General features: G+C 69.0%; 18 protein-coding genes. 4 read left to right on the forward strand and 14 right to left on the reverse strand.

The window, feature by feature from the left end:
* Nucleotides 1-62: 62 nt before the first annotated feature.
* The 3 genes from ABD268_RS00255 to ABD268_RS00265 all read right to left on the reverse strand — a co-directional run bounded on the left by ABD268_RS00255 (nucleotide 63) and on the right by ABD268_RS00265 (nucleotide 2,274).
* Nucleotides 63-1,370, reverse strand: a complete 1,308-nt coding sequence (locus ABD268_RS00255) for a hypothetical protein (protein WP_344145804.1) — start codon at nucleotides 1,368-1,370, stop codon at nucleotides 63-65.
* Nucleotides 1,367-1,726, reverse strand: coding sequence for a hypothetical protein (locus ABD268_RS00260; RefSeq protein WP_344145807.1), 360 nt, complete (start codon nucleotides 1,724-1,726; stop codon nucleotides 1,367-1,369). The genes ABD268_RS00255 and ABD268_RS00260 overlap by 4 nt, the downstream gene beginning before the upstream one ends.
* Nucleotides 1,727-1,974: 248 nt before the next feature.
* The gene (locus tag ABD268_RS00265; RefSeq protein ID WP_344145810.1) at nucleotides 1,975-2,274 is read right to left on the reverse strand and encodes a hypothetical protein; all 300 of its coding nucleotides are present in this window, start codon (nucleotides 2,272-2,274) and stop codon (nucleotides 1,975-1,977) included.
* A 162-nt stretch (nucleotides 2,275-2,436) separates the two neighbouring features.
* Here ABD268_RS00265 and ABD268_RS00270 point away from each other — a divergent pair, with 162 nt between their 5' ends.
* Nucleotides 2,437-2,709 (forward strand): hypothetical protein, encoded by a 273-nt coding sequence (locus tag ABD268_RS00270; protein WP_344145813.1) that lies wholly within the window; start codon nucleotides 2,437-2,439, stop codon nucleotides 2,707-2,709.
* Between the two features lie 176 nt (nucleotides 2,710-2,885).
* Here ABD268_RS00270 and ABD268_RS00275 read toward each other — a convergent pair whose 3' ends face one another.
* From ABD268_RS00275 to ABD268_RS00295, 5 genes are all read right to left on the reverse strand, one after another.
* On the reverse strand, nucleotides 2,886-4,850 hold the full coding sequence (locus ABD268_RS00275) for a DUF3732 domain-containing protein (RefSeq protein ID WP_344145816.1): 1,965 nt from the start codon (nucleotides 4,848-4,850) through the stop codon (nucleotides 2,886-2,888).
* Between the two features lie 4 nt (nucleotides 4,851-4,854).
* Nucleotides 4,855-5,364 carry a three component ABC system middle component gene (locus ABD268_RS00280; RefSeq protein WP_344147915.1) on the reverse strand — a complete coding sequence of 170 codons (510 nt, stop codon included), beginning with the start codon at nucleotides 5,362-5,364 and terminating at the stop codon, nucleotides 4,855-4,857.
* Nucleotides 5,365-5,514: 150 nt separating this feature from the next.
* A complete protein-coding gene (locus ABD268_RS00285) occupies nucleotides 5,515-6,357 on the reverse strand; it encodes a phosphotransferase (protein ID WP_344145819.1) in 843 nt (280 codons plus the stop codon).
* Nucleotides 6,358-6,429: 72 nt separating this feature from the next.
* Nucleotides 6,430-7,257, reverse strand: coding sequence for an IS5 family transposase (locus tag ABD268_RS00290; RefSeq protein ID WP_344147917.1), 828 nt, complete (start codon nucleotides 7,255-7,257; stop codon nucleotides 6,430-6,432).
* Nucleotides 7,258-7,348: 91 nt separating this feature from the next.
* Nucleotides 7,349-8,611 (reverse strand): ABC-three component system protein, encoded by a 1,263-nt coding sequence (locus ABD268_RS00295; RefSeq protein WP_344145822.1) that lies wholly within the window; start codon nucleotides 8,609-8,611, stop codon nucleotides 7,349-7,351.
* 637 nt (nucleotides 8,612-9,248) lie between these two features.
* On the opposite strand from ABD268_RS00295, the gene ABD268_RS00300 reads away from it, so the two are divergent.
* A complete protein-coding gene (locus tag ABD268_RS00300) occupies nucleotides 9,249-10,943 on the forward strand; it encodes a tyrosine-type recombinase/integrase (protein ID WP_344145825.1) in 1,695 nt (564 codons plus the stop codon).
* A gap of 1 nt (nucleotide 10,944) precedes the next feature.
* On the opposite strand, the gene ABD268_RS00305 is transcribed toward ABD268_RS00300, so the two are convergent.
* Together ABD268_RS00305 and ABD268_RS00310 are read right to left on the reverse strand one after the other, a co-directional pair.
* Nucleotides 10,945-12,498 (reverse strand): site-specific integrase, encoded by a 1,554-nt coding sequence (locus ABD268_RS00305; RefSeq protein ID WP_344145828.1) that lies wholly within the window; start codon nucleotides 12,496-12,498, stop codon nucleotides 10,945-10,947.
* Nucleotides 12,495-13,937: a hypothetical protein gene (locus ABD268_RS00310; protein ID WP_344145831.1), complete on the reverse strand. Its 1,443-nt coding sequence runs from the start codon at nucleotides 13,935-13,937 to the stop codon at nucleotides 12,495-12,497. Before ABD268_RS00310 ends, ABD268_RS00305 begins: the two co-directional genes overlap by 4 nt.
* A gap of 199 nt (nucleotides 13,938-14,136) precedes the next feature.
* Between ABD268_RS00310 and ABD268_RS00315 the strand changes: the two genes are divergently transcribed.
* A complete protein-coding gene (locus ABD268_RS00315) occupies nucleotides 14,137-14,856 on the forward strand; it encodes a hypothetical protein (RefSeq protein WP_344145834.1) in 720 nt (239 codons plus the stop codon).
* Between the two features lie 187 nt (nucleotides 14,857-15,043).
* On the opposite strand, the gene ABD268_RS00320 is transcribed toward ABD268_RS00315, so the two are convergent.
* Both ABD268_RS00320 and ABD268_RS00325 read right to left on the reverse strand, forming a co-directional pair.
* Nucleotides 15,044-16,210, reverse strand: coding sequence for a competence protein CoiA family protein (locus ABD268_RS00320; protein WP_344145837.1), 1,167 nt, complete (start codon nucleotides 16,208-16,210; stop codon nucleotides 15,044-15,046).
* Between the two features lie 162 nt (nucleotides 16,211-16,372).
* A complete protein-coding gene (locus tag ABD268_RS00325) occupies nucleotides 16,373-16,756 on the reverse strand; it encodes a hypothetical protein (RefSeq protein ID WP_344145840.1) in 384 nt (127 codons plus the stop codon).
* A 7-nt stretch (nucleotides 16,757-16,763) separates the two neighbouring features.
* Between ABD268_RS00325 and ABD268_RS00330 the strand changes: the two genes are divergently transcribed.
* Entirely contained in the window at nucleotides 16,764-16,949 is a 186-nt protein-coding gene (locus tag ABD268_RS00330; protein ID WP_344145843.1) for a hypothetical protein, read from the forward strand.
* A 128-nt stretch (nucleotides 16,950-17,077) separates the two neighbouring features.
* Here ABD268_RS00330 and ABD268_RS00335 read toward each other — a convergent pair whose 3' ends face one another.
* Both ABD268_RS00335 and ABD268_RS00340 read right to left on the reverse strand, forming a co-directional pair.
* Complete coding sequence (locus tag ABD268_RS00335; protein ID WP_344145846.1) at nucleotides 17,078-19,561, reverse strand: hypothetical protein; 2,484 nt, start codon at nucleotides 19,559-19,561, stop codon at nucleotides 17,078-17,080.
* 274 nt (nucleotides 19,562-19,835) lie between these two features.
* Nucleotides 19,836-21,008 carry an acyl-CoA dehydrogenase family protein gene (locus tag ABD268_RS00340; RefSeq protein ID WP_344145848.1) on the reverse strand — a complete coding sequence of 391 codons (1,173 nt, stop codon included), beginning with the start codon at nucleotides 21,006-21,008 and terminating at the stop codon, nucleotides 19,836-19,838.
* Nucleotides 21,009-21,029 lie beyond the last annotated feature (21 nt).

A 21,029-nucleotide genomic window follows, 5' to 3' on the forward strand; every position in this document is an offset into this window, starting at 1 on the left:
ACCGGGCAAACACTGGGGTGGGGAGGAGCGCGACGCGCTCCTCCCCACCAATCACGGGTGAATCAGGGGTGCAGCAGGGTGACGCCCTCGGTCAGGGTGACCCTCACCTTCTCCTGTGTCTGACGACCCAGGTCGATCAGCCGCTCCAAGGACCTCTTGGCCTGGACCGCCAGCCTTCCCACCTCATCGAGCTGCTGGAGCTCCTCCAAGGCGGAGGCGAATCGTGCCTCGATCTGGGCGAGATCGATCTCGGCGTCGTCGTCGGTTCGGATCGTCAGGATGGCCACCTGCTCTCGCAGGAGGAGATACAGGCTCGTGACCATGCTCGGGTCCTCGGCGGCACACACATAGCCGAACTGATCCACTCGGGCGAAGGTGGCGCCCCCGGGGACCTCGTCCCGGGTCGGGACGAGCACCAGCCCCCCGGCTGCGTCGCGGACTCGGCGACCGGCCGCGATCTCGGCCCGGTGCTGCGCGACTGTGAGTGGCCGGCTGCCGCGCTTCTTGGCTTCCAGGACGAGGCGCACCTGTGGCCCGTGGCCAGTGATCGCGGACGACAAGGTGCTGACGCCGTCGCCGGTCCTACGGCTGGTGCCACCGACACCGGGCTGTCCCCCGGTGCGCTCGAACACGTCTCCGGCAGCGGTCACGATGTCCTGGCACAACGCCATGGCTTCGTCCTCGAAGTCCGCGCCGATGGCTCTGCTGCTCTTGGCACCGGCCGCCTTGGCAACCTGAGCGGCCTCGACCAGGCTCCGTACCGAGGCGAGCTGTTCGCCGAGCTCTCGGCGGGTGCCATTGAGCTCATTCAGGAGGTCTTGGCGGAGCATCCTCACCGGCCCTTCGCGGTCGAGGGAGAGCGCGTCGCGGACTGACTCGGAGTGTCGTGCCAAGGCGGCCGTCAGCTCCTGCAGGCCGGCGGCCTGGACCGCACGGGCGGCCTCGAGGACGCTGGCCCGGACACTCCCGGCCTGTCCTGCGAGCGCGGCCTCTACCTGCGCCGGCAAGTTCTCCAGGACGGAGCTGGCCGTACGAGCGACAGCCTCCTCACCGGCGTGCAGCCGGCTCAGCGTCTTGTCGAGGCTGGCGAGGGCAGCTTCGGACTTGGCGTCCACTTGGGCGCCGAACGCGTCCAAGGTCCGGGTGAGCGAGCCGGTGTCGATCCCGGCGGTGCCCATGGACAACGCGACAAGACCGACAGGCACCGCGCGCCTGACAAGGTCGGCCGTGGCCTCGGGGCCGTGGTCGGCCAGCTGGCTGCGTACGAAGGACGCTGCCTCGCCGTGGGTGACGGTGAGGTCGTGGATGACCAGGGTCTCCCCGGTCACGGTCACCGGGCCCGGCCCGGTGGGGATCTGGGCCACGGTCACGACGCACCCCCTAGGGCCGCCGGGACTGGCAGGTCAGCGGGCAGGCCCAGCCGGGCCTTGCGACAGATCAAGCACGTCTCAGGTGGCGTCTCCGCCACGTGGATGAGCGTCGACTCCCAGACCCACAGCTCCGCCATCAAGGCCTCGTGGTCCGGCAGGCGATCGGTGATCGTCTCCTCGACCTGGAGCTGCAGGTAGAGCAGCGACTGCTCGTCGCCGCTTCGGTGGGCGGCCGCCGACGCGGCGCCCTGAGTGAGTTCGACCCACAGGCGCAGGAGGCGAGATGCCTCCGGGTCGCGCGGCGGGGCGGGATTGGCAGCCTGCGCAAGCGCGGGCTGCGGCTGGTTGAGCATCACGAGGATCTCCAGCGGGGTTCGGCCGCAGCGGTGGGGGCCGGATGCCCCCACCGTCAGCGGGGGCTCTTTTGTCTGGCCCGCACACACCCGTGCGCGCCCCCAGCAAGACCACAAGGCTGTGGTTCAGATCTCTCCGAAGACGTCGGAGATCACCGCGATTCGGCTAACCGGTCCGGGACCTTCGCGTACCTGAACCCTGCCCAGCACGGCACAACGGAGACCCCCGCACGGAGCGCGCGGGGGTCGGTTCAGTTGTCGTTGATCCGGAGGGCTTCGAGAACGAGTCTCCGAGTGTCGGCTGCTTGTGCCGGCGTGGATGGGCGTCCGTCCGGGTTCATCCCCCAGGTGGACGAGCATGCGCAGTCCTGGACCGGGCAGACCATCACGCCCGCAGGCAGCGGGGTCTGGATCACGAGGATCATCTGGTGCGGGTCGAGGTCGTGCCCACACCGGCACTTCTTGGGGTGGGTTGAGTTCATGCCGCGCACCGTCGCCGCGCCGGTCGGCACAGCAAGTGGATGCACCGGCCGCCAGTCACCAACCTGCACGGAGCCGGCCTCACGTCGTGGTGCCGAGCGCAGCCGCCCCGTCGGTCCCAGGCATGCCCGGGTGCGCCCGCGAGGGGTGCTTGACGAAGCGATCGCACCGCGGACCTTCAGATCTCGCCGCGCTAGCGGTGCATCACAAGAGACTCACTGAGAGAGACCAGCGTGAACACCGAAACCACCGCCAACGACGTCGCCGTCGTCGTCCGCCTGCCCCGAGACCTCCGCGACGCGCTGAAGCTGTGCGCCGCGAGCGAGGACCGCTCGGTCGCCTCCCTCCTCCGCATGGCGGCCCGCGCCTATCTCCCAGCCGAGCTGGTCCTTCGCGATGCTGGCGAAGGTCTCGCGGCGCATGTCCTCGATCTCCAGCCCTATTCCCGCGCCAGAGCTGAAGTCCTTGGCCCGGAGCAGCGTCTTCCTTCCGAGGATCGCGACTAGCTCATCCTGTCGCCGGCCTGGTCGGAGTCGAGCAGCGCCGCGACCTTGAGCTGCTGGCTCGACGTAGTAGAAGACCTTTGCTGGCGCTGGATGTCGGGATGAAGGCCTCGGGGTGCTTGAACCCCGCTGCTGCCGGTGTCCGCCGGCACGCGTCACGCGAACGGATGGGTGAAAGTTCAGTGCTCGTAAAGCCAGTCAGCCGGGATGAGCTTGACCCCGCCGCGCCACCGGTGTCGAACAGCCGCCTGGAACCACGCCTCGGGGAGGTCGGCGTGGTCACAGACGATGACCTGGAACGCGGGCGCGAGCTCGGCGACGACGTCACGCATGAGCTCGAACATCGCCCGGACCGCGACTCGGTCAGCATCATCGTCAGGTAATCCGGATGCGTTGTCCGCCTCCGCCGGGTAGTGCGCCTGAGTCGGCTGGTCCAGCATCAGGAACCGCGGAACCGGCCGCCCCTGCAGGGTCAGGAACCGGTGCAGCGCCAGGTGCGTGGCCAGGTGGTAGCCGATCCAGTTCGCGGCGCTTCCGATGCGGAACAAGGGCGCTGGCCCCGTTGGCGTGTCCGTGACCACCGTCAGGCGTGCCAGGTCGAGCCGGACGCTGTCGCCGGAGTGCTCGAGGTTAAGTCGCTCAGCGAAGCGGCTCATGTCACGCCCGACCGCCACCAGCCGAGAGGTCAGCTGCTCCCGGTCGTTGTCCTCGTCGAGTTCCTCCTTCAGCGCCGCGACCGCCGCCTGGGCACGCGCGAGCTGTTCGCGCAGCACGGCGAGCTGGGTGTCGTCGGCGAGGTTGGCTCGGGCGAGGGTCGCGTCGATCCGGCCGCGGGTGAAGTCGCGTGCATCGGAGTTCGTCTGGTCACCGACCCGGTTCGCCCGCTCGAGGTCGGCCAGTGCGTCCTCGGCGACCCGGAGCTCGGCACGCAGCCCCTCGGCCCGCGTGTCGAGGTCAGCCAACGCCTGTCGGTGCGCGGGTCGCGCGCCGGTGAGCGCGCCGACCTGGGTGCGGAGCTCGGTCAGGCTGGCCTGGAGCGCTGCCGCGGTGGGGTCCGGATCGTCGAGCTCATGGCCGCATGCGGGGCACGTGTCAGCATCCAGCGGCGCCTCCCCGTCGGGTTCGGTCGCGGACGCGGGTCCTGGGAGACGGGCGAGGACGGCCAGTCGGTCCCGCTGCTGCCGCAGTGCGCGCTCAGCACCCGTCTCTGCCTGCGTCTCATGGAGCAGCAGCCCTCGTTCGGCGAGCACGCCGCGAAGCTCGCCGCGGAGCCGGTCACGCTCCGCCTGGAGCGCGAGGCGGCGATCCTGTGCCTCGGTGTCAGCCAGCGGCGGGACCTGCGGCTGCGCGACCCGGGCGCCCTGGAGTACCCGGACGAGCTCGGTCCGGCCGGAGAACTCGACCTCTCCGACGAGCCCGACCGCGCGCGCTTCGGTCAGTAGCGCGTTGAGCTCGACGTCGATGGTCGCCGCCGTGGTCTCGGCCCTCGCAAGCTCGGCCGTCAGCCGGGTCACGGTCCGCATCGCGTCGCGCAGCTGGGCGCGCTTCAGCGCCTCGTCGCGGGCGACGGCGCCGAGGAAGTACGGGATGGTGTCGCGCAGCGCCTGGTCGATGCCCGGCTCCCCCTGTCGGTGGAACAGCGAGTTGGCGGACGCGACCTCGTTCTGGCTCTGCAGGCACAGCAGTGCCGCGTGGCCGATGTTGGCCTCCAGCGGCTGCCTTAGCGACCCGGCCTCCGGCTCTGTGACGTTCTCCTCGATCCCGATGCGTCGGCCGAGCTGCTCCCGCAGCGCACGGCTCTCGATGTTTGCGTTCAACGCCTCCAGCGGCGGCGCGTCGAGGTTCGTGCCGAACTCGAGCATCGCGACTGACGTGCTCGCCCGCCCGGCCGCCGGCGCGGGCCGTGCGACGAACGCGCGACCGTCGTCGAGCTGCCACAGCGCCGCGTACCAGACGACGGTGTCAGCGATGGGGCCGACCGGCACCAGCATCGTCGACCTGCCTAGGCAGTACTCGACGATGGTCAGCAGCGCGCTCTTCCCGGTCTGGGACTCGCCGGTGACGATGTTGAGCGCACCTGGCTCGAAGTCGAGGCGGCGGGTGCGTCCATCGGCGTGGTAGAGGACGATTGCGAGCAGTTGCACGGCGCTAGGGTGCCACGCCCAGGACCGCGAACGCGGTCGCCGGCTGGTCGATCTTCGCCAGCCACTTCCCGACCAGGCCGGCCTTCGCAACCATCTGGTCGACCTCCGTGTTCCTCTTGGGGCTGACCTTCGGGCCATCAGCGAGGGCGCCGGTGAGCCGGCCCTGCTCGTCGACGGTGAGCATAGAGTGCGCGAGCCCGAACCGCAGGCCTTCCCGTACGGGCTCGGCCAGCGACTGTGCGCGCGGGGCGATGCCGGCGTGGATCAACGGGTTCTGTCCGACCCAGTTCCCCAGGTGTGTCCTGGTGTCGCGTGGCAGCGCGTTCCGGGTGCCGCGGTGCACGACCAGCGGCGCGACGAGGAACGTCAGCGGCCACGGCATCGGCTCGCCGTCAGCGCGCTCGTACTCGATGGCGGCGGCCGCGATCACGGTTGCCAGCAGGGCAGGGTTCAGCATCGCCGCCTGCGCGGGGGAGCGAGACCGCCATGCCGTCATGCGGCCACATGCTGCCATGTGGGGCGCCGGCACCGCAGGCACTCGGTATGACTGTGTGTGTCCCTATTGGTGAGCACAGTTCGGCTATGGCGGGGAGCGTCAGCGAGGCATCGGTGTCACATCGTGATGCAGAACCGGGCACGTCCACCCGGAGTCAAGCCGGGTACATCAGGCGTACAGCGCTGCCAGTAGTTGGTGACCGAATCGCTCGAACCCTTCATCGCCGACTCCGTAGGCCCAGACCGCTGTGCCCACCGCTTCACCCACCAACGCTCGCCGCCACTCCTCCGGTTCACGTGGGTCGCTGCCGTATCCCTCGATGAAGGCCGCCTCGAGTTCGTCGTTGCGAGCGAAGTCCTGGCGCGCAAGGCGGACGAAGTCCTCCGTCGTCGGGCGCAAGTCGGCACGACCGAAGTCGATGACCCTGACGACACCGTCATCGATCAGCCAGTTGCGCGGCTGCCAGTCACCGTGCGTTGGCACGACGCGGGCACCACCACCCGGCCAGGTCGACACCTCGGCGTGCACGCACCTCACGATCTTGGGGTCGATGCGGTGTGGCTGCGCAAGGTGTCGCTCCACGCGCGCCCGGAATCTGTCGTTCCACTCGTCGTCGACGACCGAGAGTTGGCCGTGGAAGGCTGCAAGCAGCGAGCCCGCTTGCCGATAGGTCTCTGGGTGGTCCTGCGCACTGGTCCCCTCCACCAACTCGCCCGGGAGGTAGCGAGTGACCAGGATCTTTGCCTCTTCGTCGCCGAACAACAATGAGGGAGCGTGCCCTGTGAGAACCCAGGGACGCAGCCACTCGCGGTGCGCGCGGAGCTCCCGGGCGATGTGGCCATCCGCAACCCCGCCAGCTTTCACGATGAGGCGGCCCTGCTCGCCGACGACATCGAGCACCCTCGTCTCGACCAAGCCCCAGCTCAGATCAGCGAGAACCGTGGCCTCAGGGAGCCAGCCTGCGAGTAGACCGCGTTGCTCGGGGCTCAACCGGCTCAGTTCATCGACCACGAGGAGCGATCCTAGATCCCACGCGCTGACATTCGATGCCGCCCTCCGCGCGGCTGGATGGGTAGCTGACGCTCACGCCGCACCCGCGACTCTGTGCAGGCGAGCCTGCTCCCGTGACATGTGGCGCAGCGTGGTAGCGATGCAAGCGACCTGGAGCCAGCCGGTCGCCGAGGACGTGGTGTTCTCGAACGACTTCGCCAGACGGCGGGAGCGGCCGAGGCGGCCGTGGGCGACCTCGACGCGCCAGGCGTGCCGGATGGGCCGGAAGGCCGGCTGCTTGTCGTCCCAGCCGACCCGGCGGACCTCGATGTCGTGGTCGCGACCGAGGGTGCGGGCCGCAGCAGCCGTGACACCTCGGTCGACCAGAACCAGCTCGAGCCGGTCGCTGAGGCCCTGTTGGTCCAAGTGCTCCAACATCAGCTCGCTGGCCCGGTTCTCGTGAGTTGAGGCGGGCACAACCAGCGCGGCTACCGGCAGGCCGGTCACGTCCACGGCCACGACGCGCTTGGCGCCCTTGGTACGACCGAACGGGCCGCCGCGGTCGTGGAACGTCAAGCCGCCGTTCGAGGCACCGCGGGCAAGATGGGTGTCGATGACGACCATCGACGGGGTCCGTTCAGCGCGGCCTTCCGACCCCCGCGCGGCCGCGTGCAAGACCGTCAGCGCAGACGCCCAGGTGCCGTTGCGCGACCACCGGCGGAACTGCGACCAGACCCGCGTCCACGGTCCGAACGACGCCGGCAGGTAGCGCCACTGGCATCCGGTCTGCGCGATGTACAGCATCGCATCCACCACGGCCCGCAGGTCATCGGAATGTTTGCGGCCGCGCTTGCCGGGTGCGTTGAACACCGGCTCCAGCAACTTCCACTGGTCATCGGTCAGGTCACTTGGGTACGACATGCCCTGCACGGTGACGTTGCGCTCAATCCGCGCAATAGGGACACACCCAGTGAGACCGACACCCGGCCATGACCACCCGCGTGAGGATGTGTCAGCCCGCGACGGGCTCCTCAACGTCCTCGCCGACGACGTCGGCAACCAGCTTCTCGAGCCCGTCAGCGAAGTCTGGGTGCCACCCGATGCCCACGTCAGGCTGGCGGTGCGCGAGCTCGTGCCGCTTGCCGCGCGCGAAGAACCCGTCCGTGTAGTGCTGGCGAAGCGTGACCTCGGTCGAGTCCAGCAGGGCACGCAGGAGGTCCTTGCCGGCCTTCTGCTTGACCACCGCGTCGACAGCCTCCGGGTCGTAGACGCCCGATTCGTCGCTGAGGTCGTCGACCATGTCGTTGAAGGCGCGCTCCCACTCGTCGCGCAGGTTGTCCTCGAACGCCTGAAGCTCATGAAGGCCGACCAGGTCGTCGCTGAGCCACTCCGTCTCCTGCGTCACGGCACGGTAGTAGTCGATGACGGCCAGCCGCAGGTTCCGCGGCGCGTACCGGACCGCGGCCATCTGGTCGACGAACCGGCCGGTCGAGTGCCGTTCGATGTCCTCGTCGCTCACGCCAGCCTTCAGCACGGTCGTACGCAGGCTGTCCGGGCCGTACTGGTCACGAAGCTCCTGGACGAAAGTCCGCAGGTTGCTGACAGCGACTCCCGTGCGCTGCCCTCTAAGCATCCCGACGGTCATGCCGTCCCACCAGCGCCACAGCTCCGCGACGAATCGGTCCTGGGCCTTCTCGGCTGGCGGGAGCGCCCACTGGAGCTCCTGGCGGACCGCTTCGTCGAGGTTCTCGAGGGCGAGAGACTGGTCGAGCACCCGCACGCGGTTCAAGAACGTCGTCTTTTCGGCCTTGGTCAGCTCGCAAAAGAGGTCACGGCCCTTCTCGGTCGCCGTCGAGCTCGAGTTCCCCGCCGCTTTCGTGAGGAGGTCGACGGCCGCCGGGACATCGCGGGTGGCCGGGTCCGGACGCAGGGCGTAGGCAGCCGTACCGGGCTGAGCGGTCGAGGTCGTCACCAGGGCGAGGCCAGGGCCGTTCGGGTCGACTGCGTCATCGCGCTTGAGCCAGATGAGCAAGGTCTTCCAGATGTCGGTGTCCTTGTCGGCGAGGCCCGCGGTCGCCTTGGCGTGCAGCTTCGTCTGGAGAAGCTCCGTCGCCGAACCGGTTGCGTCCTCCCAGGCGACGTCGTCGTGCATCTCGAGGCTGATGACCTGGTCCGGTCGTGTGCGGCCCTCGCGCAGCAGGTTCACCAGTGCCCACCGGACCTGGTACAGGTAGCCGGCCGCAGAAGCGGCAGCGCTGTGGACCCCCGATGCCATGCGTGGAGTCTCCTTCCTACACCGCGACGTGTCTACCGTTCGCCGGCCGTTGTTCCTGGTCAGTCTCGGCCCGTACCGGACACGCTACGACGATGCCGAGCCGGTGCCGCAGCCAACGGTTGGCGCCTCCCGGCCGACGCACAGGCGGGCATGGAGCCGTTGGGGAGCCGCGAGTGTCCGGCTGGACGGAGCTGCCCCTGGAGTGTCGCGAATGGAATCGCGACCGTGGAGCGAGTGCCCGAACACCGGAACGTGGGTGTCCTCGCAGGACCGAAGGGTCCGAACTGCCCCCGGAGGTCACTTCCTCGGACTCCGCGCCTGCATGCGTGCGGGCGTCGTGGTGCGGCGATCAGATGCAGCTCCGCACGATTCCGCAGGCAAACCCCTGCGCATGACCGTGGCCTTCCGGACGGTTGCAACTGTCAAATCCGACCGCCGGAAAGAGAACGACGCACGGCTCAGATTTGACGCGCACATACCTACCTAAGCGTGAAACCCGGCTCGAAGAGCCGGACACCTGACTGTCAAGCAGGGTTCGCCAGAGAGGCATTGCGCCCACCACCAGTGGAGGCACGGTGCGCGTCGTCGACCCAGGTCGACCGAGCCTCTGCTACACCCATGGAAGGACTCCACGGAGATGCGACACGAGAATCCCTTCGCCCCCGGGCGCCGTAGCCAGGCGCTGGTCGAGCTGGTCTCCGACCGCGAGGTTGGTGACCTCGACCTCGCTGAGGTCGTCGACGCCGAACTCGTCGAGGACGACCCGCGGGCAACCGTCCCCGACGACGTCATCGACTCGATCTTGGAGTCCTACCTCCGAGACGGCCGGCTGGTGCCCGCCACCACGGCCGTCCCGGACGGGGTGACCGACCCCGCTCAGCGGCGACGGTTCGAGCGGGCCCGGCTCCTCGACGAGATCAGAGCCAACGCGCTCGCCGACGCGACGCTGCGCGGCTACGGCGGCCACGTCAAGGCCTGGCAGAAGTGGTGCAAGGCGGAGGGTGTCGCCGCGCTGCCGTTCGACCCCAAGCACGTAGCGGACTTCCTGCTCGACTACGCCCTCCAGTGGGACGCCGCCACGGCGGACTACACCCGCGACGAGGACGGCGAGCTGCTCGCGAGCGTCGCGATGGGCACGGTCGACTCCCGGCTCAAGGCGCTGAACAAGGCCGCGGAATTCATCGGTCTGCCGCGCCCTGGCGACAACCCGGGCGTCAAGGAGGTGATGGCCGGGCTTCGCCGGCGCTTCGGAACCGCCTCGAAGGGCAAGGCCGCCCTCGACCTCGCCTTGCTGAACCGCTGCCTGGTCGCCGCGCAGGGCATCAGCTACCTCAGCGCCCGGGACCGCGTGGGCCACCTGCTCCGCGCACGCACGCGGGCCACGGCGGGGCAGCTGGCCAAGCTGCGCTGGAGCGACGTTGACTTCGCCGAGGGCTCGGTCACCATCACTCTTCCCAAGACGCACCGCTACGGTGAACCGACGACCGTTGTCGTCCGCGCCCACCGCAACCCTGAGGTGTGCCTGGTCGCCGCGCTGCGCGACCTTCGAGGCATCGCGCCACAGATGCGCGAGGTGCTTACCCACCGCAACGGCAAGCCGTTGACCCGACAGGCGCTCCACGCTTCGATCTCGGAGGTCTGGGACGAGCTCCCCGCATTGACCGACGGCCGCCTGGCTCGTTCACTCGCCACCCGGTGCCCCGCAACTCCGCTGGCGGTCACCCGGGACCGGGCCCTGCTTCTCACCGGCTTCTACACCGCACTCCGCCGCTCCAACCTGTCCGCTCTGAACTGGGGAGACCTCACCGACCATGGTGAGGACGGATGGAGCATCCAGGTTCGCTGGTCCAAGACCGACCAGGAGGGGCAGGGCCGCACCTCCTGGGTGCCCCAGTCCGAGACGGACGGCTCGGTCGCCTGCCCCGCTACCGCACTGCGCGACTGGAAGCGGACGCTCGAGGAAGCGCTGGGCCGGTCGGTGCACGCCAGCGAACCGGTGTTCGTCGCGCTGACCAACAGCGGAACGGTCAAGCGTCGCGACAACAACCGGATGTTCCGGCTGACCGGCGATGGCATCAACGAAGCCGTCCAGCGGCTCACGGTCGGAGCCGGTATCGCTGCGAAGACGGGCAAGAGCAACCCCTACGGAGCACACTCGCTGCGCGCCGGGTTCGTCACCGAGGCGCTGCGCGACGACAAGCTCTCCTTCGCCGAGGTGATGGAGGTGACCGGCCACAAGACGACCACGATGGTCGTCCGCTACCGGCGCGAAGCCAACGCACCGAAGCGGAACGCGAGCCGCAAGCTCCTGGGCCTCCTCAACGAGGGATAGGTCAGCTGTCGCCCGCGTCGTTGAGACCCAGGACGAGGTCACGCGACGCCCACGGGTCGTACCTGCGAACGTAGAGCCGCGCGTACACGACGCTCGACCAGGTGCCGATCTCCTGCAGCTCCTGATAGCTCACCCCCGCCTGATGAAGCCAGGTCGCCCCAGAGACCCGCAGCGAGCGCGTGCCCAAGCGCCGGTCGGCCCCGTCCTCGAGCTGCGATCCGGACACGGCTGCCTGCTTGACGACCCGAGCCCCGTACTGCCGCGAGGCCAGCCGTTGCAGAGCCCCGTCGCCCTGCGAGTTGTAGGCGACGAACAAGGGGTCCTGGGGTGTCGCACCGTGCCAGGCCCGCACCCGAAGGTGACGGTCCATCGCACACGCCGCGCACACCGGCGGGCAACCCTCTGCCCCGACGCCGTGCTCCAGTGCGCCTTCCAACGGTTGCGCGACAGACCCGTGTCGAGCTGCGTGCATCGCGCTCTTGTGCTCAGCGAGGGCGTAGTCGAACCCGGTCCCGTCCGGCCGGCGCACCACGTCGCCGATGTTGAGGCGGACCAGCTCGGCGTTGCGGAACAAGCAGGTGAGCCCGATCAGCAGGTAGCAGGCGTCCTGCGTTCGGGCGGGAAGGCCGGTGTCCATCAGCTCCATCAGCCGGACTCGATGTTGCCTGTCATTGTTGACCCACCACTGCGCGGCCCAGGTTTGGCGGCGGTCCGAGTGTCGCGCCCGGTTGCCAGCAACCGCGTAGGCCACGGTGGTTGCCCTGCGCCGAAGACGCTGCAGGTAGAGCCTGATAGCGCGGTCGTCTTCCACGGAGGCCACGGGATGCAGGGGATGCGGTCCGCCGTGCAAGACCGCCGCCGCGAGCATCTCGTAGTGCTCAGGGGTGCGAGCCTTGAGGACGACAAGGGTTTCCCCGGCAAGGCGCACACGGATCTCGTCGGCGCGAACGGTGAAGTCCTCGCCGGTCAAGGAGGCCAAGGTCTTGAACGCCGGGTTCGGGCGGTTGCGCCGCTCGGGGTCAGCCGCCGACAGCGGGTTAAGCCTCAGGGGACCGCCCTCGTCGAGGAGGTCAGCGAGGGCAAGGAGCGCACGCTGGTGAAGCAGTTCGGCATCGTCCGCGTCCCGCCACTCCTTCTCCGCAAGCGACGTCACGGCGGCCCGAACCTCCGAGGGAGTCAGGGCGTCGACCGGGCGGGTCGTGCGCTTCCCGGTCTCCCGGAGGCGAGCCTTCAGCCACGCCTTCACCTGCGGTCCGCGAGGGTCGGAAAGGCGGTTCCGCATCAGGTGTTTGGCCACCACGCGAGCCGCGTTCGAGCAGGTGGCGTGTCCCCAGTTGCGAGCTGTCGCCGTCGAGTGGAGGAACCTCAGCAGCACTAGCTCGCCCGTGAGATCGCCGGCGCCGGGGGGGAACTCTGGCATCTGGTTCGCGACGCACCACGCCTGGTAGGCCTCCCGATGGCACCGGTCCTGCACTCGTTCCGGCGACGCAGCTACCTCGTCTCGGACCGCATCGCGCTGCTCCTTCGAGGGGCGGGGTGTTTGCTGCTCCGTCATCGTCCGCTCGCCTCTGCGGCGACCCGATCAGCGAACTTCCGGGCCACCTTCTTCGCTCCCGTCTTGGGCAAGTAGCGGGTGATGGTCGTGCTCAGGTGGAGGTGTCGCAGGCCCTCTTGGATCTGGTCCTCGGACCAACCGTCCGCAAGGGCTTGGGCCGCGAACCCCTTCCGGGTGCTGTAGGAGCTGAACACCGGATCCGCACCCGCCCGCCGAGCCAACAGGTCTAGGTCGCTTCGTGCGACCGCGTCCGAGGCCCCGAGCGGCTTGCCGTGCGTTTTGCCGCCGAGACCGACGAGCAAGCGGCCCTGCTCGCCGACGAGGGCGTCACGGACACACGCGTACTCCGCCAGCGCGGCAGAGACGGTTCCGTCACCGTCGTCCCAACCAAACGGCCGCACAACCTCTTTGGTGCCGGCCGGGTCATCTTTCGTCGCGGCGAGGCGCAGGCTCCAGCCGCGGCCGGCCATGTCCGACGTCAGGGCGCCGCGATCGAGGCGATCAGTGTCCGATCCCATCCGCAGGCCGCAGGACCAGGCGGCTCCGGTCCAGGCGCGTGCACGCGCCCAGCGATAGCCCTCACCCTTGGCCTCGGACGTGGAGAGTACGACCGCGCGGCGCAGGCCAGCCGCCTCCCACTCCGTGAGGCCGCGGCGGGGGCCCCACGGCTCTCCCTTGCGAGCAAAGTGCCGGAAGCGGGTGCGCAGCTCACCGGTCTTGTTGATGAGGCCCGTGTGGAAGGCCTCCCCCGGCCCAAGGTGGTCCCGGGCCTCCCGCACTGCGCAGGCGAGGCAGTCCCACGGCACGCCGCGCACACGCTCCTCGTGATCGCAGGCCAGGTGCTGATCGTGAACGACGACCCCGGCGTCGACGCGGTCAGCGGCGGTGATGTCTCCGGTCGAGAGTGCGTCGATGACGCTGGGAGCAAAACCTTCGAGCAGCAGGAGCAGCGCAGCCCGGCGGACCGGCCGAAGCGCCGGCGGCGGTGCTGCCAGCAGGGTCAGCGCGTCCGTCCGCATCATCGGTACTACCGAAGCCTCAGGGTCCCGGTTCTGAGCTGCCGTCTTGCGCCTGCTCTTGCGGAGGTCCAGCCAGCGGCCGCGGTTCTCGGGTCGTTTGTTCGCCGCCGTCAGACCCTTCTGGCCGTAGAAGTGCGAAACCGCCACCGAGATGCCCTCGACGTAGTCGGGGCTGACCAGAGCCCCGTCACTCTCCCTGCGCAGCAGCCACAGGGACTCGAACGCGCTCGCCGGGGCATCCCACGGGTCTAGGCCCTCCTCGGCGCAGTGCGCGACCCAAACCTCCCACCGCTTCGCGTATGCCGCCCCGCCGTCAGCGAGCGCACCCTGCCTGATGTAGGCGGCCCACTCGGCATCTAGGGCAGTGAAGTCCGCGACCACGACTGGCGGCTTCTTGATGTGCTGGTGCGTCCTCGTCATGCCCGAGCACCGTCCGGGCCAGCCTCAAGGTCGCCAATAGGTGCTGCGGAGTCCGGAGGAAGTGTCCGACGATGCGATCAGGACACTCCCGTCCGTTCGGGACGCTCGGCTCGTGGGCCGCTTCCAACCCGGACACTTCGTGCCCGGAGGCGATCGCAAACCGGCCGCGTCACTCTGCTCGGTACGGCACACTTCCCAGGTGACGGGGTATCGCGAGGTGTTCGTACGTTCCGGGTTCTGGATGGGCAACCCGCTGCCCAGACACGGCAGGTTCTACATCCGGCTCGCGCCGGTCGAGTGGCCCGGCACCCTGGTCACGTTCAAGAGCAACGACGGCAGCCCGGACTCGTACATCACGCAGAGCCACGTCGATAGCATTCGGGCGGTCTCGAACGGCGCGACGTTCTTCGGGTTCGGAGTGACCGGCATGGTCGCGGCCGGCATCGCCGCGAACCTGGACCGGATGCTCGCCCCGTGGGACCTGATCATCAGTGGCCCTCCAGGCACCATGCACTTCTACGCTACCCACGGCCCGCCGCCGCTGGCTGACGAGTGGGCCCGCGTCGAGGAGCGGCTCGCAGCCGCCAGCACCCCGGACTGGGACCTGGACCTGGACTTGGATCCGGAATCGGCGACCCCGCTGCTGTGCGCCGCCACGAACCACCTCCTCGACGAGGACCGGCTCGGCGAGTACCACCTCAACGAGGCCGAACAGCACGACGTCTTCGGTGTGCTCGCCAACATCAACGCGGACCTGGCCGACATCTACCAGGACGACGTGATGCCCCTGCAACGCGCCACCCTCGTCTTCGGGACGGCCTCGCTGTCCGGCTGGTACAAGGACGACCCCGACTCCCAGGAGTGGGTCGACCGGATCTGCGACAAGGTCAACGACGCGCTCGACGAGCTCGGCTACTGACGCCGGCCCACCCTCGCTGACCACGCGCTCGCGCAGCTGCGGACCAGCTGACGTGCTTGCCGGGGTACCGCAACAACCCCGTCCGGTAGTCGCCGGGCCTCGCCTTCATCCGCTCATCGGCCGGTCCGGTGAACGTGTGTGCCCACCGAGGACGTCAATAGGGACGCACCCAGTTAGCACCGCCCGCCTAAGTTCGTTCCCACCGCTCGACTCCTCGGCGTTCGTACAGTCGAAGGAAGCCGGCGCGTTCAAGGGCCGCAACCACTTCTGCCCCCACCGTCTCGTCTGGCAAGAGCAGCATGCTGATTGGGCCGCTGGTGTAGAGACGCGAGACGATGTAGGACACCACACGGGCAGCGGCCCTGCCCTGCTCGGTAAGGCCGTCGGTCCACGCCCACCCTTGTTCTGGCGCCCAGCTGGCTAGCTCGGGGTGGATCTCCCCCCACCACGGCAAGGTTCCGTACCTGTCATTCTCGTCGCTCGAAGCGAGCGGGACGGCGCCGCGGGCCGCCGTCTCGCGCTTCGCGTCGGCCGCGCGTCGGCGGGCCGCAGCCTGTCTCGACGCTTCCCGCCGCGCCTCATCCGCTGCCTCCTCGGCGGCCCGGGCGGCAGACTCCTCGCGTGCGGCGGCGAGGTCGGCCAGCGCTTGTTCCAGGTGGGGGGTCCAGAACTGCTCGGCCCGGAGCTCGCACTCTCCCAATGGGCTCCAGACCTCAGTGAGGTTGGTGACCACCCCGATCTCGATGGCCGTGCCCGCCCCGGCACCGGCGCGTATGTGCAGTGCGTGATCGCGGTCGGCTTGTTCGGCCGCAGCCGCCGTCTCGGCGCCAGCTCCGTGGAGCCATGTCACGTGATCGACCTGCCGGTGGTACCCCTCGTCGCGACGCCGCCACTCGTTGATGCCGAGCGGAGAGAGCTGCACTTCAATGGTGTGGCGACGGGAGTGGACAATGACGTGCAGGTCTGCTCGACCGTCCGGTCCTAGATGGTGCTCGGTCGTCGCGCTGAGGCCCTGCGCTTCCAGCCACGCGAGCAGCGCCCGCTGATAGTGCAGGTGCTCGTAGGAACGGGCGGCGCGAGCGCTATCGCCGGCGAGTGCGCAGTCGGCACCACTGTGGTGGCGAAAGTACGGGACCCGAATCGGCCCGGCGGCGAGAACTAGGGCACCGCCACAGCCGCCAGCCTGTCTACTGCACCAGAACGATTCCTCGTGCAGCAACTTGAGCCTCAGAGCCTCTGCGCGCACCGGGGACAACTCGACCGCGTGGGTGCCGTCAGGGCCGTCGACGACGGCGTGGGCAAGCTCCCCCTTGGCGCGCCTTGGACGCTCCGGATCCTCGATGTTCAGACTCACGGGACGCAGCGTGACAGAGGCCACCGACAATCACAGGTCCCGTCGCCGAGTCGGCCAACCGGCACGTGTGGCTCGTGCTTGCGGCCGGTGGCGGGGCTGGGATGGTTCAGAGCTCCGCACTCCATCGGGCTGGCGGCGACCCGCCGAGACCGCGTGCTGGCGTCAGCTGACGGTGGCGCTGTACAGGCCTTTCGGATACCCACATGTCACGCGATTCGCCGTGTCGAGGATCCTCAGCAGCCGGTCGTGGGTGTCGTCTCTGTTGAACTTGAGCTCCTTGCCGGTTTGCCGGATCTTGTTGTAGTCGGGCCCGAGGTGCTCGAAGACGGCGACGATGTGGTCGGCGGACGCGTCCGGGTTCGTAGCAACCAGCATGCGCAGCAGGAGCTTCTTGTCGACGTCGGAGTTCTCGTGCGCGACCCGTACCAGATGGAAGCCGAAGGGCATCACGACGAAGCGCTGACGCACGCGGCAAACGCGGTCGAAGAGTGTCCCGGTAACAGCAGGCTCATCGCATGGGAAGCACGCCTTCTCGCGGGCGATCACGAACCCAATGTTCGCCGTCCACCCGTTCCTTTTCGACCGGGATCCGACCGAGAAGGACTCGGACCAGGCCACCGGACATGCCGTCGAAGACGAAGTCAGCGAGGGCGGCGGTCCTGCCGAGGAGACTCGCGGGGCATGCGACGTCGATACCCCCCGGGAGCCGCCGGGGATCGAGGTGCCGCCGAACGAGTGACATCGTTGCGGACCTGTGTCGTCGCCCACGGGCCCAGCCGCGCAAGCTGCTTTTCGACCTGGCGGGAACCGCTCATGGCGTCTCTTCACGTCGTCACGGGGAGTCGCGGCGAGTTGGGACACACCCAGTCAGATGTCCGCCTGCGGATCGAGGACGTCAGCGTCGCGCCACGCCTCCTGGGCCTTGGGGGCGCTCACCTTCTGTCCGAGCTGGAACTGGGCCCGGGTCAGCCCAGACCGCTTCGCATCAGCGGCTGCCTGGGCGACGGCAGCACGACCCGGGTCACTCGCCGGGTCGGCATAGAACTTGCCGTCACGCAGCATCGCCTTGACCGTCTCGCCGCCCACGTCGAACCACTCGCCGATCTCCTTGCGCGTGAATCCCTCCCGCTGCAGCTCGACAGCCTCCCGGCAGCGGTCGAGCCGACCCGTCCGGAGGGCGGAGTTGAACTCGTTGTTGCCTCGCGTATCGCCGCGCGGTTCCCGGGTCTTCAGCTGGTCGCGAGCGGTGACCGGCGACCAGGTCCACGTCGTCTCGGCCGCGGTCCCCGGCGGCAGCCAGGCGGCGAACGCCGCGGGCAGCCTCGGGAGGTCAGAATCGGTGAGCTCGATGAGCCGGATCCCGTGCCGGACGGCGAGGCTGCGCTTGGCGACCATCTTCGCCGCGTACGCGGGGTCGTTCGGTAGGCCCCACATCTCCACGTACGTCCCGTTCGCCAGACGCCAGTCCGCGCGGCGGAGCCCGGTGGGGTTGTAGTCCGGGTCTGCCGGATAGCGGGGCTCGCGGTCGTGGGCGACGTCATGCTGGTGGAGGAAGTCGCACACGGCCTTCTCCCGCAGCGACTGGCATAGGTGCCCGTCCCGGGCGCGGATCAGAGTGCCGCGGCTCAGCCGCAGCCCGTCCTCGGCAAACCCTGCCTCCTCCAGTAGGAGGGTCCACGGGAACTGGCCCCGGCGGACGGCGAATCGCAGCAGCAACAGCTGGTCGACCAGGCTGGGGCTGGCCGGGTCGGCGGGGTCGATGTGAAGGGTGTCCAGCTGGGCCTCGAGCATCGGGGCGCCGTCGAACTCCAGTTCCCCGAGACGCCTCAGGGCGTCCGCGGCACGGGCACGGTCTCGGATCTTGCCGTTGGCGGCGCTGGCGAGGCACCCGTGGCAGTAGGTGACCGCCTCGCTACAGACGAGGGCAGTGAACTCGACGCCGGGCTGGCCGCAGAGCCGACACCGCCCGATCGTGGGGCTGAGCTCGAGCGGGCCGAACAAGCGCGTCCGCTCGGTCACGTAGCGTTCGAGGAGGAGGAACTCCTCGTCGGTCTCGGTGCGCTGGGGTGCGGCGTCTGGGTGCCGCCAACCTGGCACCCCGGGCGGGAACAGGCCGTCCGGTAGTAGCGCGACGACCTGATCGCACGGCCGCACATCCGGCTCGTAGTCGCGGTCTAACGGCCGCAGCGAGACGTCATAAAGGTCGGTGTACGGGATCTCGTCCTCAAGGTTCCACGGTGAGCGCGGCAGCCCGATGTGCTCGACCGGCAGCCCCACGCGGGCGGCGTAGACCCGGCTGGGTGCGATCAGCCGCGAGTCCTCCACCCAGAGAGTGCGAGTCGTGGGGTTGTAAGTCGCAATCGTGGTCCACGACCGACCGGTGGACGGGTCGCGGGGCCGCAGCTCAAGCCGGTCGGGGAACCACTGGGTCCACATGTTCGGGACCTGGTCACGTGGCCAGTCCGCGGGCCACTCGACCAACCCCGGCTGGTCGGACTCCCCCAATCGCAGCGGCCGGGCAGCGTCAACGCCTGCTCCGAGCAGCTGAGACAGCACGTCGGCCCGATGGCGTTCGTCAAAGAGAAACAGGTGACCCAGGACGACCTCGCCCAGCAGACCGGCCGAGCTGCCCTTCACCACAAGTCTCCTTGGCCCGCCCCTTGCCGGCCGCGCCAAGGACACGATCACGGTCCCCACCGCTGCCGGAGGTCCGGCGAAGGACCGCACCCAGCCAAGTGCCTGCTCAGTCTCGGTGACCTTTCGACGGTGACGATGGTCGGACTCCGGCACGGTCCCCGCGGGGACGATCAGACGCTTCGCAGCGGCCCTAGATCGGGCAGTCGGCGTGGGTGTTCCGGGCAGGAGGTCCCCCGCTACCCCGTCGAGGTACTCGACGATGGCCACACCGAGGGTGTGCCCGTCTGGCAGAGCCAAGGTCAGGTCCTCGGAACCCCAAACCTGGGCAGTGCACACGATCTCGATGAAACCGTCGGGATTCTCCGATTCGAGGCCGGCGAGCTCGGGAATCAGACCCATCCCAACCTCGCGCAGGTAGTGGTCGAACAGGTAGCCCAGGTGGCGGGCTTCGACGTCTGCGCCGACCGTGGCGGGCGCGGCGACTGAAACGGCGTTGCGGTTGTAGTCGTTGTCTGGCCGGTGGACCAGCGCGACTTCAACCTCCACCCACTCCTGTCCGCGCTTCCGGCCCTTGCGGGCAGCACGGCAAAAGCGCCGAAGCGCCGGTTCGGCGTCCGTCCAGGTGCTGAAGCTGATGCCACCCTCATCGGCACTCGCGACTGGCGGGAGGACGATGCGGTCGCCGTCGCGCACGATCCGGTAGGGGGCCGTCATCGCGGTGTGGTCTCCAGTCTCAGTCTTGGGCAGCGAGCGGATGCTAGCCGTGCCCGCGGACGAGCAGGCGCGGGCCCCGCGAGGTCCCGAAAGCCCCAGACCGCTCCGGGCGCACCTCCCCGGCGCCGCATGGATCGTCGCGATGCTCTGTCACACAACGTCACATAGGTGCGTTCCGCGTGGTTCCGACCCAGTCATACCCGGCCTTGCGCAACACCCGCCGACCGCCGGCTCGGCGGCACTACCATTACGGTCATGACCTGCGAAAACTCGCTTAGAGCTCGGACTGGATCCCGGCGAGGAGCTGGCGGGCCATCACGATCCGCTGCACCTGGTTGGTGCCCTCGTAGATCTGGGTGATCTTGGCGTCGCGCATCATCCGCTCGACCGGGTACTCGCGCGTGTAGCCGTAGCCACCGAGCACCTGCACGGCGTTCGTGGTGACCTCCATGGCCACGTCGGAGGCGAAGCACTTGGCGGCGGCGCCGAAGAACGTCAGGTCCTTGTCGCCGCGCTCGGAGCGACCGGCGGCGGCGTACGTCATCTGGCGCGCGGCCTCGACCTTCATGCCCATGTCGGCCAGCAGGAACTGCAGGCCCTGGAAGTCGGCGATCGGCTTGCCGAACTGCTGGCGCTCCTTGGCGTAGCCGAGCGCGTAGTCCAGCGCACCCTGGGCGACCCCGACCGCCTGCGCGGCGATCGTCACGCGGGTGTGGTCGAGGGTCTTCATCGCGGTCTCGAAGCCGGTGCCCTCCGCGCCGATCATCCGGTCGGCGGGGATCCGCACGTTGTCGAGGTAGACCTCCCGGGTCGGGCTGCCCTTGATGCCGAGCTTCTTCTCCGGTGCCCCGAAGGACACGCCCTCGTCGGACTTCTCCACGACGAACGCCGAGATGCCCTTCGACCGCTTCTCCGGGTCGGTCACGGCCATCACCGTGTAGTACTCCGAGACGCCCGCGTTGGTGATCCAGCGCTTGACGCCGTTGAGGACCCAGTCGTCCCCGTCGCGCACGGCCCGGGTCTTCATGCTCACCGCGTCCGAGCCGGCGTCCGGCTCGGAGAGGCAGTAGGAGAAGCCGCCGTCGCCCGCCGCCAGCTTGCCGAGGTACTTCTTCTTCAGCTCCTCCGAGCCCGAGATCTGCACCGGGAGCGAGCCGAGCTTGTTGACCGCCGGGATCAGGCTGCTGCTCACGCAGGCCCGGGCGACCTCCTCGATCACGATCACGGTCGCGAGCGCGTCGGCGCCGGCACCGCCGTACTCCTCCGGGACGTGCGGCGCGTGGAAGTCGGCCGCCTGCAGGGCGTCGGAGGCCTCCTGCGGGTAGCGCGCCTCCTCGTCCACCGCGGTGGCGTACGGCGCAACCTTGGCGTCGCACACGGCGCGCACGGCCTCGCGGATCGCCTGGTGTTCCTCCGAGAGGGCGTACATCGGGAAGTCGGAGCTCATGCCCCGGATCCTACTTCTGGG

Source organism: Nocardioides koreensis, assembly GCF_039531775.1.
Taxonomy (GTDB): domain Bacteria; phylum Actinomycetota; class Actinomycetes; order Propionibacteriales; family Nocardioidaceae; genus Nocardioides; species Nocardioides koreensis.